The 12,617-nt window shown below is 62.1% G+C and carries 16 protein-coding genes; 7 read left to right on the forward strand and 9 right to left on the reverse strand.

The annotated features are described in order from the left end of the window. Positions 1 to 89: 89 nt before the first annotated feature. The 3 genes from M2396_RS12110 to betC all read right to left on the reverse strand — a co-directional run bounded on the left by M2396_RS12110 (position 90) and on the right by betC (position 4,196). Entirely contained in the window at positions 90 to 1,655 is a 1,566-nt protein-coding gene (locus M2396_RS12110; RefSeq protein ID WP_259075170.1) for a SulP family inorganic anion transporter, read from the reverse strand. A gap of 88 nt (positions 1,656 to 1,743) precedes the next feature. Continuing rightward, on the reverse strand, positions 1,744 to 2,667 hold the full coding sequence (gene choX, locus M2396_RS12115; RefSeq protein WP_188036911.1) for a choline ABC transporter substrate-binding protein: 924 nt from the start codon (positions 2,665 to 2,667) through the stop codon (positions 1,744 to 1,746). Positions 2,668 to 2,681: 14 nt separating this feature from the next. Beyond that, the gene (betC, locus tag M2396_RS12120; RefSeq protein WP_188036910.1) at positions 2,682 to 4,196 is read right to left on the reverse strand and encodes a choline-sulfatase; all 1,515 of its coding nucleotides are present in this window, start codon (positions 4,194 to 4,196) and stop codon (positions 2,682 to 2,684) included. 108 nt (positions 4,197 to 4,304) lie between these two features. Between betC and M2396_RS12125 the strand changes: the two genes are divergently transcribed. Together M2396_RS12125 and M2396_RS12130 are read left to right on the forward strand one after the other, a co-directional pair. Further along, the gene (locus M2396_RS12125) at positions 4,305 to 5,204 is read left to right on the forward strand and encodes a choline sulfate utilization transcriptional regulator (protein ID WP_101322750.1); all 900 of its coding nucleotides are present in this window, start codon (positions 4,305 to 4,307) and stop codon (positions 5,202 to 5,204) included. An 89-nt stretch (positions 5,205 to 5,293) separates the two neighbouring features. After that, a complete protein-coding gene (locus M2396_RS12130; protein ID WP_101322749.1) occupies positions 5,294 to 5,626 on the forward strand; it encodes a DOPA 4,5-dioxygenase family protein in 333 nt (110 codons plus the stop codon). 45 nt (positions 5,627 to 5,671) lie between these two features. Here the strand turns inward: M2396_RS12130 and trpA are convergent, their stop codons facing one another. Together trpA and trpB are read right to left on the reverse strand one after the other, a co-directional pair. Next, positions 5,672 to 6,481: a tryptophan synthase subunit alpha gene (gene trpA / locus M2396_RS12135; RefSeq protein WP_150572344.1), complete on the reverse strand. Its 810-nt coding sequence runs from the start codon at positions 6,479 to 6,481 to the stop codon at positions 5,672 to 5,674. Continuing rightward, positions 6,478 to 7,695 (reverse strand): tryptophan synthase subunit beta, encoded by a 1,218-nt coding sequence (gene trpB / locus M2396_RS12140; RefSeq protein ID WP_101322747.1) that lies wholly within the window; start codon positions 7,693 to 7,695, stop codon positions 6,478 to 6,480. Before trpB ends, trpA begins: the two co-directional genes overlap by 4 nt. A gap of 108 nt (positions 7,696 to 7,803) precedes the next feature. Between trpB and M2396_RS12145 the strand changes: the two genes are divergently transcribed. After that, on the forward strand, positions 7,804 to 8,697 hold the full coding sequence (locus tag M2396_RS12145) for a LysR family transcriptional regulator (protein WP_188036909.1): 894 nt from the start codon (positions 7,804 to 7,806) through the stop codon (positions 8,695 to 8,697). Here the strand turns inward: M2396_RS12145 and M2396_RS12150 are convergent. Beyond that, a complete protein-coding gene (locus M2396_RS12150) occupies positions 8,694 to 9,017 on the reverse strand; it encodes a YqjD family protein (RefSeq protein WP_101322745.1) in 324 nt (107 codons plus the stop codon). The genes M2396_RS12145 and M2396_RS12150 overlap by 4 nt on opposite strands. 155 nt (positions 9,018 to 9,172) lie before the next feature. On the opposite strand from M2396_RS12150, the gene M2396_RS12155 reads away from it, so the two are divergent. Together M2396_RS12155 and M2396_RS12160 are read left to right on the forward strand one after the other, a co-directional pair. Continuing rightward, the gene (locus M2396_RS12155; protein WP_101322744.1) at positions 9,173 to 9,388 is read left to right on the forward strand and encodes a dodecin; all 216 of its coding nucleotides are present in this window, start codon (positions 9,173 to 9,175) and stop codon (positions 9,386 to 9,388) included. A 98-nt stretch (positions 9,389 to 9,486) separates the two neighbouring features. Continuing rightward, positions 9,487 to 9,708: a DUF1161 domain-containing protein gene (locus M2396_RS12160; RefSeq protein ID WP_101322743.1), complete on the forward strand. Its 222-nt coding sequence runs from the start codon at positions 9,487 to 9,489 to the stop codon at positions 9,706 to 9,708. Positions 9,709 to 9,764: 56 nt separating this feature from the next. Here the strand turns inward: M2396_RS12160 and M2396_RS12165 are convergent, their stop codons facing one another. Then, a complete protein-coding gene (locus M2396_RS12165) occupies positions 9,765 to 10,769 on the reverse strand; it encodes an LLM class flavin-dependent oxidoreductase (protein WP_150572340.1) in 1,005 nt (334 codons plus the stop codon). Positions 10,770 to 10,925: 156 nt separating this feature from the next. Between M2396_RS12165 and M2396_RS12170 the strand changes: the two genes are divergently transcribed. After that, a complete protein-coding gene (locus tag M2396_RS12170; RefSeq protein ID WP_103435463.1) occupies positions 10,926 to 11,351 on the forward strand; it encodes an OsmC family protein in 426 nt (141 codons plus the stop codon). 74 nt (positions 11,352 to 11,425) lie between these two features. Continuing rightward, positions 11,426 to 11,659 (forward strand): DUF1161 domain-containing protein, encoded by a 234-nt coding sequence (locus tag M2396_RS12175; RefSeq protein WP_101322740.1) that lies wholly within the window; start codon positions 11,426 to 11,428, stop codon positions 11,657 to 11,659. A gap of 46 nt (positions 11,660 to 11,705) precedes the next feature. On the opposite strand, the gene M2396_RS12180 is transcribed toward M2396_RS12175, so the two are convergent. Next, positions 11,706 to 12,119: a hypothetical protein gene (locus M2396_RS12180; protein WP_101322739.1), complete on the reverse strand. Its 414-nt coding sequence runs from the start codon at positions 12,117 to 12,119 to the stop codon at positions 11,706 to 11,708. Between the two features lie 55 nt (positions 12,120 to 12,174). Next, positions 12,175 to 12,588 carry a hypothetical protein gene (locus tag M2396_RS12185; protein ID WP_150570266.1) on the reverse strand — a complete coding sequence of 138 codons (414 nt, stop codon included), beginning with the start codon at positions 12,586 to 12,588 and terminating at the stop codon, positions 12,175 to 12,177. Positions 12,589 to 12,617 lie beyond the last annotated feature (29 nt).

A 12,617-nucleotide genomic window follows, 5' to 3' on the forward strand; every position in this document is an offset into this window, starting at 1 on the left:
TTGCAGCCCTTTCGCGACACAAGGCCGCTCCTACACTGACCGTGTCCAGCCAGTCTGACGCGGTCCCCCCCAGCATCCTGAAGTCCCAATCAATCCTCAAAGCGTATTGGACACGCCTGCGCCCCTTCCAGCTTCTGCAATTCCTCGACCACCTGTGGCCGCGCGCGGTGCAGCGTCAGGCTACCGCCATTACGCATCAGCCTCCGCGCTTCACGGTGGAGCATGTCAACGCCCGAATAGTCGATAAAGTTGACCTGCCGCGCATCGATCAGTACATGCGGCCCCTGGCAGCGTTGCAGGCGCACTTGCAGGTAGTGCGCTGCGCCAAAGAAGATCGACCCACCCACCCGCAGTACATCTGTCTCGCCTTCGCGGCTTTGCAGCACGCGGGGCTGTGAGGTGCGCTTGAGGTAGAAGAACAGCGAGGCCAGTACGCCGGCATAGATCGCGGTCTGCAGCTCCAGCAGCAGCGTTGCCATAGCGGTCAGGGCCATCACCAGAAACTCGGCGCGGCTGACCCGAAACAGCGCGCGGATGCCGCGCACATCGATCAAACCCCAGCAGATCAGCAAAATGCTGCCGGCCATGGCCGGGATCGGCAGGTGCGCAATCAGGCCGGCGCCGGTCACTGCGAACAGCGCCAACCACAGCGCGGAAAACACCCCGGCCAGCGGCGAACGTGCGCCCGCATCGTAGCTCAAGCCCGAGCGGGTGAATGAGCCGGACGAGAGGTAACCGGAGAATACGCTGCCGACCATGTTCGACAGGCCTTGGGCGCGGATTTCCTGATTGGCATCGATCATTTGCTCGGAGCGCGACGCCAGCGAGCGGGCAATCGACAGGCTGGTGACCAAGCCGAGCATGCCCACCGCCACGGCGCTTGGCAGCAAGTGCAGGATCAGTTCGAAATCCAGCAATGGCAACGGGCTCAAGGGTGGCAGCTGGCCGCTGAACGCCGGCACCCGCGCCACCTGGCCAAACCATTGCGGCAGCAACCAGGCGACCAGGCTGACCAGCAGCAGACTTATCAACAGGCTCGGCCAGCGCGGCCGCCAAAGCTTCAGCAGCAGGCCAAGCAGCAACGTCGCCAAGCCCAGCGTCAGCGCTGGCAGGTCGATTTCGCCAGCGTGAGTGAGCAGATCCTGCAGGGTTTTCAGCGCGGTGGCCTGGCTCACCAGTTCGATGCCGAGCAGGTTTGGCAGTTGCCCCAGGGCAATGACCACAGCCGCACCAAGGGTGAAGCCGAGCACCACCGAGTGCGAGACAAAATTGACCAGTGCGCCAAAGCGCACCAGTCCGAGCACCAGTTGGAAGGCGCCGGCTAGAAACGTCAGCAGCAGGATCAGGCTGATGTAGTCGCTGCTGCCACTGACGGCCAGCGGGCTGACACTGGCATACAGCACGATCGAGATGGCCGCGGTCGGGCCGCAGATCAGGTGCCACGAAGATCCCCACAGGCAGGCGATGATCACCGGCACGATGGCCGCGTACAGGCCGTACTCGGCCGGCAGGCCAGCGATCAGCGCGTAGGCGATGGATTGCGGCAAGGCGAGGATGGCACCGCTCAGGCCGACCAGCAGGTCCTGGCGCATACTGCGCGGCGTTTGCCGGGGCAGCCACTTGAGGAAAGGCAGCAGGTGACTGAGGCGGTGCATGAGTTGTCCACAATCCTTAGATTTCGCCGAGATTCATCGCAGTGGGGCATCCCGGCTATAGCGCCTAGCCCCAGTTTTTTGGGGTCGTTCAGAGCTTGGCTTTGACTGCCTCAAGCGCATTGCTATCGGCTTTGGTGGTCACGCCGAGCAACCATTCGTCCAGCGATTCGGGATGCGCTCTCACCCATGCCTTGGCCGCTTGATCGAAGCTGATCTTGTTATCCACAACCTGGGCCATGATGCTGTTTTCCATGTCCAGTGTGAACTTGAGATTCCCCAGCAGCTTCGCCGCATTCGGGCACGCTTGTGGATAACCCTTGCGGGTCAGCGTGTATACCTCGCCTTTGCTGCCGAACCACTTCTCCCCGCCGGTCAGGTAATGCATCTTCAGTTTCACGTTCATCGGGTGCGGGGTCCAGCCAAGAAAGGTGATGAACTGCTGTTTCTTGATCGCCCGATCGACCTGGGCCAGCATCGCCTGCTCGCTGGATTCCACCAGCTTCCACTTACCAAGGTTGAATTCATTCTTGTCGATGATTTCTTTCAACGAGAGATTGGCTGGGGCGCCGGAGCCGATACCGTACAGCTTGTGGTCGAACTGGTCGGCGTGTTTCTGCAGGTCAGCGAAGCTCTTGACCCCGGCGTTCCACACGTAGTCGGGCACTGCCAGGGTGAACTCGGTTCCTTCCAGGTTGCGTGACAGCTGCTGGACATCGCCGTTGGCGACGAACTTGTCATGGAAGCTCTGGTGCGCCGGCATCCAGTTGCCAAGAAAGGCGTCGACCCTCCCATCCTTGAGGCCGCCGTAGATGATCGGCACGGCCAGACTATCTACTTTTACCTGGTAGCCCAGGCTTTCCAGCAGCAGCCGGGCTACTGCGTTGGTCGAGGCAATATCACTCCAGCCAGGGTCGGCTAGTTTTACGGTGCTGCATTGCGCGTCGCTGTCGGCTGCGTTGGCTGTGGCAACGCCCAGAGCCAGGGCAAGTACGGCGGTGGAGAACATGTGCATGGCGGCCTCTCTTCTCAATCCAGGGGTGCGGGCTGTGGGTAACGTGCCTTGCGCTCGAGGTCGTCGAGATCGATGTGGTTGCGCATGTACTGTTGGCTGGCATCTACCCAGGGTTGATGGTCCCAGCTGTTCAGCTTGCCGATGGCGAGCGCTGCGCCGACCAGCCGGCGGCGGCGCTGGCTGGCCAGTACCTGCTGGCGCAGGCTGGGGACATCCCAGCGCTCTTGTGCTTCATCGACAAACGCCTGCAGCAGCGCCTGGTGATCCGGGCTGCCCGTGAGGTTCTCCCGCTCGTGCGGGTCGCGGCTCAGGTCATAGAGTAGACAGGGGTCGTCTTCGCTGTACACGAACTTGTATGGCCCGCGGCGGATCATCATCAGTGGGCCGACCGTGCCCTCAGCCATGTATTCGCCGATCACTTCGTCGTGACCGCCCTGCCCTTGCAGATGGCCGAGCAGTGAGCGGCCGTCAAGGTGCAGGTCTTTATCCACAGCGCCACCGGCCAGCTCTACCAATGTCGGCAGCAGATCACAGGTTGATACCGAGGCGCTCACCCGGCTTGCAGCAAAGCGCCTGGGCGCATGGATCAGCAGCGGAACCCGCGCCGACATCTCGAACCAGTGCATCTTGTACCAGAGGCCTCGCTCGCCCAGCATGTCGCCGTGGTCGCCGGAGAACACGATCAAGGTGTCGTCGGCCAGGTTGCACTCCTCCAGGGTCTGCAGCAGCTGGCCGATGTTGTCGTCGATGTAGCTGCAGGCGCCAAAGTAGGCTCGGCGGGCATCGCGAATTTTATCCACAGGTAGCGGCTTGTCCCACAGGTCATAAACCTTCAGCAGGCGCTGTGAGTGGGGGTCCTGTTCTGCCTGACTGAGCCCGGTGGGCATCGGAATATCTACACCCTCATAGCGGTCCCAATATCGCTTGGGGATGGTGTAGGGGTCGTGCGGGTGGGTCATGGACACCGTCAGGCAGAACGGTCGCCCATCGTTCTCGCGCACATGGTCGTACAAGTACTGGCGCGCTTTGAACACCACCTCTTCGTCGAAATCCAGCTGGTTGGTGCGCACGCACGGCCCCGCCTGCAGCACCGAAGACATGTTGTGGAACCAGCTCGGACGCACGTGCGGTTCGTCCCAGTTCACCGCCCAGCCATAGTCGGCTGGGTAGATGTCGCTGGTCAGCCGCTCTTCGTAACCGTGCAGCTGGTCTGGGCCGCAGAAGTGCATTTTGCCTGACAGCGCAGTGCGGTAACCCAAGCGGCGCAGGTAGTGCGCATAGGTCGGTACATCGGCGGGAAAATCGGCAGCATTATCGTAGGCGCCGATGCGACTGGGCAGTTGGCCGCTGACCAGCGTGAAGCGGGACGGCGCGCACAATGGGCTGTTGCAGTAGGCTGAATCGAACACTACCGACTGTTCCGCCAGCCGGCTCAGATGAGGCATCTGCACAGGCGAAGGGGCATAGATTGGCAGCAGGGGTGCGGCCATTTGGTCGGCCATGATGAACAGGATATTCGGGCGCGTCATGTTGGCTTCCATTGTCGAAGGTTATGCGATCCGCGTGCCTTTCAAGATGCGACTTCCGATAACATGGGTAAAGCCCATGGCGGGCAATGACTGGGATTAGCTGAGCTTATGTTTGAGCACCTTGCCGCGCTGTCGCTGGATACCTTGCGCGTGTTCGAAGCGGCCGCGCGCCTGCGTGGCTTTACCCCCGCTGCATTGGAGCTTGGCACCACCCAGCCGGCAGTCAGTCAGCAGGTAAAGCGCCTGGAAGCAACGCTTGGCACGCGCCTGTTCGACCGTATTTATCGGGGCATTGAGCTCACCGAAGCCGGCCAGTTGTTGTTCGAACAGGTGCACCAGGGCCTGCAGGCGATGGATGACGGCATCGCCCAGGCCAGCGGCCGCGGCCAACGCGAGGTGCTGCAGGTGGCCACTGACTTTGCCTTCGCAGCATTCTGGCTGATGCCGCGGCTGCAGCGCTTTCATGAGGCTTATCCACAGGTGGATGTAAGCCTGGTGACCGGTGAACGTAGTCAGGGCATGTTGCGCCCTGACATCGACGTGGCGGTGCTGTTCGGCGATGGGCGTTTCCATCAGGGGGAGAGCCGCTGGTTGTTCGATGAGGAGGTTTTCCCGGTGTGCAGCCCGCGGATGACTGATGGCAAACCCTTGTCAGCCTCGGCTTTGCAACGGTTGCCGTTGCTGCATTTGAAGGGCGAGCAGGCCAGCCGCTGGTTTGACTGGGCGGGGGTGTTTCGCGGCTTTGGCGTGTCCAGCCCAGCGCCGGCTGGGCAATTGCGCTTTGATAACTACACGCTGCTGATTCAGGCGGCGATTGCCGGGCAAGGCGTGGCGATTGGCTGGGGGCATTTGGTGGACGGGCTGGTGGAACAAGGGTTGTTGTGCCGGCCATTGGCGGGGAGTTTGCGCTCGGACCGCGGGTATTACGTGGTATTACCGCCGCGCAAGCGCCGTGGGGCGTTGATCGAGCGGTTTGTGGATTGGCTGGAGCAAGAGCGCAACCGTTAAGAGGTTGGGCTGCTCTGCGGTCTCGGCTATCTTTTCATTGCATCACTGCCTTGCCGGCGGTGGCGGTGGAAGCGTAATCAGGAGCTAACGTGCAGAGAATCAAGGGTTACCACGCGCACGTCTATTACGACGCGCAGAGCATGGAGCAGGCGCGGGAGCTGTGCGAGGAGGCGACACGGCTGTTTCCCGTGAGCATGGGGCGCATGCATCAGAAGCCAGTAGGGCCGCACCCGGACTGGAGCTGCCAGCTGGCGTTTGCGCCGGAGGTGGTGGGCGTGGTGCTGCCGTGGTTGGCGTTATATCGGCGCGGGCTGGTGGTGTTTCTGCACCCGCTGACTGGCGATGAGCTGGCCGATCACCGTGATCATGCGATCTGGATGGGCGCTTTACGACCGTTGGACCTGTCGATCTTCGAGGAGTGAAGCAGGGCCATCCGCGCTGCAGCAGCGCGAGTGGCCCAGGTCACCTCAGCGACGAGCCGAGCGTACGCCTTCAGCCAGCGCCGAGCACAGGCTCAGCACATCGTTGACGGCCTGCTCGTTGCTGCTGGCGTTGGCGATCTTGTCGACCAGCGCCGAGCCAACCACCACACCTTCAGCCAGGCGCGCGATCGCCGCTGCTTGCTCAGGGGTGCGGATACCAAAGCCGACGCTGATCGGCAGGTCAGTATGGCGACGCAGACGCGCCAGCGCCTCGCTGACGTGCTCGCTGGTAGCAGAACCTGCACCGGTGACGCCGGCCACCGAAACGTAGTAGACGAACCCCGAGCTGCGCTCGAGCACGCGCGGCAGGCGCGCATCGTCGGTGGTCGGTGTGGTCAGGCGAATGAAGTCGATGCCTGCTGCCTGCGCCGGGGTAGCTAGCTCGGCGTCATGTTCAGGCGGCAGGTCGACGATGATCAAGCCGTCAACGCCAGCCTCGTTGGCCTCGGCAACAAACTTCTCTACGCCAAAGCGGTGGATCGGATTGTAGTAACCCATCAGCACGATTGGCGTGGTCTGGTTGTCGACGCGGAACTCGCGAACCATCTGCAAGGTTTTTGCCAGGGTCTGGCCGGCGTCCAGGGCGCGCAAGGTCGCCAGTTGGATCGCCACGCCGTCAGCCATCGGGTCGGTGAACGGCATGCCCAGCTCGATCACGTCGGCACCGGCGGCTGGCAGGCCCTTGAGGATGGCCAGTGAGGTGTCGTAGCCAGGGTCGCCGGCAGTGATGAAAGTGACCAGCGCCGAGCGGCCTTCGGCCTTGAGGTCGGCAAAGCGTTGTTCGAGACGGCTCATGCCTGTTTCTCCTGGGCGGCCATGTGGTTCATCACGGTTTGCATGTCTTTGTCGCCACGGCCGGACAGGCACACCACCATCAAGTGGTCGCTAGGCAGGGTCGGCGCGCGCTTGATGGCTTCAGCCAGGGCGTGGGCAGTTTCCAGCGCCGGGATGATGCCTTCCAGACGGCACGTGGCGTGGAACGCATCGATCGCTTCGTCGTCGGTGATGCTGACGTACTCGACCCGCTTCACTTCGTGCAGGAAGGCATGCTCCGGGCCAATGCCGGGGTAGTCCAGGCCTGCCGAAATCGAGTGGGCATCGGTGATCTGACCGTCGCCGTCCTGCAGCAGGTAGGTGCGGTTGCCGTGCAGCACGCCCGGTACACCGCCGTTGAGGCTGGCGGCGTGCTTGTCGGTGTCGACGCCATGGCCGCCGGCTTCAACGCCGATGATCTGCACGCTGGCGTCATCGAGGAACTCGTGGAACAGGCCCATGGCGTTGGAGCCACCACCGACGCAGGCCACCAGACTGTCTGGCAGACGGCCTTGTTTTTCCTGCATCTGGGCGCGAGTTTCCTTGCCGATGATCGACTGGAAGTCGCGCACCATCGCAGGATAAGGGTGCGGGCCAGCAACGGTGCCGATCAGGTAGAAGGTATCGTCGACGTTGGTGACCCAGTCGCGCAGCGCTTCGTTCATGGCGTCTTTGAGGGTGCCGGTGCCGGAGGTAACCGGAACGATCTCGGCGCCCAGCAGCTTCATGCGGAACACGTTGGCTTGCTGGCGCTCGATGTCGGTGGCGCCCATGTAGATCACGCACGGCAGGCCGAAACGGGCAGCCACAGTGGCAGTCGCAACACCGTGCATGCCGGCGCCGGTTTCGGCGATCAGGCGTTTTTTGCCCATGCGCTTGGCCAGCAGTACCTGGCCGATGCAGTTGTTCACCTTGTGCGCGCCGGTGTGGTTGAGCTCTTCGCGCTTGAAGTAGATCTGCGCGCCGCCGCAGTGCTCGGTCAGGCGCTCGGCGAAGTACAGCGGGTTGGGCCGGCCGATGTAATCACGTTGGAAGTACGCCAGCTGCTCGATGAACGCTGGGTCGGCCTTGGCCGCTTCGTATTCGCGGGCCAGGTCCAGCACCAGCGGCATCAGGGTTTCTGCCACGTAGCGGCCACCGAACGAGCCGAACAGGCCGTCGGCGTCGGGGCCAGCGCGGAATTGGGTCTGGGTCATGGAGCGCTCCAAGGCGATATGGATGACTGATGGGCTTTACTCTAACTTCACTGCGCTCGGCTGAAAACCGATAAGATTGCGCAAACATGTCAGGAAATCTCACGGGTTATGCGCCACGACCTTCCTCCCCTGAATGCTCTGCGGGCATTTGAAGCGACCGCCCGGCTGAACAGCGTCAGCCAGGCCGCCGAACAGCTGCACGTGACCCACGGCGCGGTCAGCCGGCAGATCAAGGTGCTGGAAGAGCATCTTGGGGTGGCGTTGTTCGTCAAGGATGGGCGTGGCGTCAAACTCACAGATGCCGGCGTGCGCCTGCGCGATGCCAGTGTCGATGCCTTCGACCGCCTGCGCGGCGTGTGTGCCGAGCTGAGCCGGGATGTCAGCGAAGCGCCGTTCGTGCTGGGCTGCTCGGGCAGCCTGCTGGCGCGCTGGTTTATCCCCAGGCTTGGGCGACTGAATGCCGAGCTGCCGGCGCTGCGCCTGCACCTGTCGGCGGGTGAAGGCGACCTCGATCCGCGCCGGCCGGGGCTGGATGCGCTGCTGGTGTACGCCGAGCCGCCGTGGCCGGCAGATATGCAGGTCCATGTCCTGGCTGCAGAACGCATCGGCCCGGTGCTCAGCCCGCACTTTGCCGGTTCGCAGAGCCTGCGCAACGCTCCAGCCGCAGCATTGCTGCAGCAAGCGTTGCTGCACACCACCTCGCGACCACAAGCCTGGCCTACCTGGGCGGCGCAGCATGGGCTGAGCACGAGCGAGCTACAGCTGGGGCAGGCGTTCGAGCATTTGTATTATTTGCTGGAGGCGGCCGTGGCAGGCCTGGGCGTGGCGATTGCACCGCAACCGTTGGTAGCGGACGACTTGCGTGCCGGGCGTTTGATTGCACCCTGGGGGTTCTCGCCCACCAACGCCGCGCTGGCGCTGTGGGTGCCGCGGCGCGCCGCAGATGGGCGCGCCGAGCAACTGGCGCAGTGGCTGCGCCGCGAGCTGGAGCAGATGGCTTAGTTGCGTTTGGTCAGTAGGTAAGCCGCCAGCAGGCCCAGTGCGCCAACCGCAACGCCGGCGGCAGTCCATGGGTGCTCTTGGGCGTAGTCACGGGTAGCGATGCCGGTTTGACGGGTGCGGGTCTTGACCTCGTCATAGGCGTCGCTGATGACGCTGCGCGAGTGTTTCAGGGCGTTTTCGGCGTTACCGCGAATGGCCTTGAGGGACTTTTGCGATTCTTCGGAGGCGTCATTCTTGAGCGTCTCGAGGGTGTTGAGGAGGCTCTCGATCTCGGCTTCCATGCTTTGCAGCGATGTCTTACGCAGGGTGTTGCGGGCCATGTTGACTCTCCTTCGCAATGGTAAGTGGCAGTAACTAGTGCGACTGTGCCGCGCGGCAAAAGTGCGATCGAACTTTTTCTCGAATTGACCGCTCGCAGGTAAATCAGGCCTGCACTGCTAGGCTCATCTGCGGTAATCACTCGAGGAACGCGCTAATGTCTGAGCATCGTACGTACAAGAAAATCGAGCTGGTTGGGTCTTCCACGACCAGTGTAGAGGACGCCATCAACAACGCTATCGCCGAGGCCGGCAAGAGCCTCAAGCATCTGGAATGGTTCGAAGTCACCGAAACCCGCGGCCATATCGAGAATGGCAAGGTCGCGCACTTCCAGGTCACCTTGAAGGTTGGCTTCCGTATTGCCGAGAGCTGAAACACTACCGGGCTAGAGTGTCCGTGAGGGATGGGGTAATACAGTTCAGGGGCGCGGGTTGCGCCCTGTTTGATTGATCTGAACAAGGAGAGCGATCGATGAACAAGCTACTGATGGCGATGGGTTTGCTGATGCTGGCCGGTGGTGCCATGGCCGCAGGCAAACCGTGCGAGGAGCTCAAGGCAGAGATTGCGGCGAAGCTGGATGCCAAAGGGGTGAGTGGTTACACGCTGGAGATCATCGACAAGGGTGATCCAGCGGGCAAAGTGGTCGGCTCTTGCGAGGGCGGCACCAAGGAAATCGTCTACACGCGCAAGTAATATTGCCTGCGTAATGGCCAATTGGGGCTGCTCTGCAGCCCCAATCGCATCTGCACTCAGTCGGCCTTGAGCGCCTGCGCGAGCAGTTCGTACGACCGGATGCGGTCGGCGTGCTCGTAAAGGTCACAGGTGAAGATCAGCTCATCAGCACCGGTCTGCTCCAGCAGCACCTCGACCTTGGCCCGCACCTTCTGCGGGCTGCCGATCATCGCCAGACCCAGGAAACTCATCACCGCTTCGCGCTCATGGGGCAGCCACAGGCCGTCCATGGTGCTCACCGGTGGGCGCTGCATCAGGCTCTGCCCACGCATCAGTGCGAGGATGCGTTGATATACCGAGGTCGCCAGATACTCGGCTGTCTCGTCGGTATCAGCGACCACCATCGGCACGCCGAGCATCACATAGGGCTTGTCGAGCACCGTCGACGGCTTGAAGTGATTACGGTAGGTGCGAATCGCCTCATGCATGTAGCGCGGCGCAAAGTGCGAGGCAAAGGCGTAAGGCAAGCCGCGTATGCCAGCCAGCTGGGCGCTGAACAGGCTGGAACCGAGCAGCCAGATCGGCACCTCGGTGTCATACCCCGGCACGGCGATCACTTTTTGATCAGGCGTGCGTGGGCCGAGGTAGCGCACCAGTTCTTCGACATCATCTGGGAAGTCGTCTGCGCTGCCCGAGCGCTCGCGGCGCAGGGCGCGGGCGGTCATCTGGTCAGAGCCGGGCGCACGCCCCAGGCCAAGGTCGATACGGCCGGGATAGAGGCTGGCCAGGGTGCCGAACTGCTCGGCGATCACCAGTGGTGCATGGTTGGGCAGCATCACCCCGCCGGCGCCGACACGGATGGTCGAGGTGCCGCCGGCCAGGTAGCCGAGCAGCACCGAGGTGGCCGAGCTGGCGATGCCGTCCATGTTGTGGTGTTCAGCCACCCAGAAGCGGTTGTAGCCAAAGCGTTCGACGTGGCGCGCCAGGTCCAGTGAATTGTGCAGGGATTGAGCTGGGCCGGCGTCGGCGCGTACCGGGACCAGGTCGAGGGTAGAAATCTTCAGATCACGCAACTGCGTCATCGCTGCCTCCGCAAAAAAGTAAAGGGCGTTAGCCTTGTAGACTCTGTATGGGCAGATTCGATGTATTCAATGTTTGCCTGCGGATTGTTCTGAACTTGCCGTAGGTGGTGTCCTCTCAATCTTTACCTACACGCAAGCAAATGTTCAGGGGACACCATGAAAAAGACAGCATCAGCGGTATGGCAAGGTGGTCTGAAGGATGGCAAAGGCATGCTGTCCACCGAGAGCGGCGCGCTCAAGCAGAACCCTTATGGCTTCAATACCCGCTTTGAAGACACCCCCGGCACCAATCCTGAAGAACTGATCGGCGCTGCCCACGCCGGCTGCTTCTCGATGGCACTGTCGATGATGCTCGGTGAGGCTGGCCTGACCGCAGAGCGCATCGACACCACCGCCGAAGTCACCCTCGACAAACAGGACGACGGCTTCGCCATCACCGCCGTGCACCTGATCCTCAAGGCCAAGGTGCCAGGCGCCAGCCAAGAGCAGTTCACCGAGATCGCCAACAAGGCCAAGGCCGGTTGCCCGGTGTCGAAAGTGCTCAATGCGCAGATCAGCCTCGACGCCACACTGGAGGGCTGAGGCGGCGCAACTGGGGCGGTTTGTTGTAGTCTAAGGATTGTCGGCAGTTGGCCTGCCGCTCCAGGAGCCGTCCCATGATTCGCGTTGCAATCGCCCTGCTGGCTTCGCTGCTCGCTACTTCTGCGTTAGCTGCAGTGAAGCCCTGCGAAGAGCTCAAAGCTGAAATCGAAGCGAAGATCCAGGCCCGAGGCGTAGCCTCCTACACCCTGGAGATTGTTGCCAACAGTGAGGTCACCGACCAGAACATGGTGGTGGGCAGCTGTGAAGGTGGCAGCAAGAAGATCATTTATCAAAAGAATGATCAGTAACGGTTGATGCCATGGGGCTGCTCGGACTCGAGCAGCCCCATTTTCGTTACGGGATGCAAAACACGTCGCTGGGCTCATCTACCAACACTTTGCGACTGGTGTCGTAGAGGTACACCTGCGGCTGCATGGCTGGCGCCCTGGCCTCCAGGCGATAGCGCTGGCCGGCTTCGAAGTTGTCGAAACGTACGGTCAGGTAGCAGGTGCGCTGGGTAGGGTCAGTAGTGAACAGCCCGCCACTGAGCTCATAGTCAAAACGCACTCTCAGCTCGTGTTGGCCGGGGGGTACCTGAAAGTAGCGGCCGTCGTCGAGGCGCTTGCCATCGAGGCGGTCAGCCATGATCACCTTGCCGGGGGTCATGGTGTAGAGGTCGACCCACGCCTGTTTTGGGTCAACGGGGGGCAAGGGGCTGGCGCAGGCCCCAAGTGTACTCAGGGCGATCAGCATCATGGGCTGGCGCATGGTGGAACTCCCACTTGCAGGTTACAAGCCTTGAGCATAGCGCCAATCGTCGCCATCAGCTGCGTTGGCAGCCCGCCGGTGCACCCTGGCCTACCAGCTTTTGTCGCTCATCGTAGAGTTTCAGCCATGGCCTGAAGCCGATGCTGCCTGCTTGCAGGCTGTAGCGCTGGCCAGCGTTGAAGTCCTTGAAGTCGACATTCAGCTGACAGTCGCGCCAGAGCGGCTCGGCCACCGGGCCAATGTTGCTCGGCGCTACCGGGAATTGATAGCGCACGGTCAGCTCATGCTTGCCGGGCTCGACCTCGAAGTAACGGTTGTCTTGCCAGTCGCGCTCGTCGACCTGCACGGCATGCAGCGCCGTGTCATCGCTCGGTTCGAGGTCGACCCAGGCTTTGCTCGGGTCGGCATCGGGCAGGGTCGAGCAACCCGACAACAGCAGTAAGGCGCCGATGGCTATCGGTGCACGCATGGCGATACTCCCTCTTGGCGAGATAGTCT

The sequence above is a fragment of the Pseudomonas sp. BIGb0278 genome (assembly GCF_024809895.1).
Taxonomy (GTDB): Bacteria; Pseudomonadota; Gammaproteobacteria; order Pseudomonadales; family Pseudomonadaceae; genus Aquipseudomonas; species Aquipseudomonas shirazensis.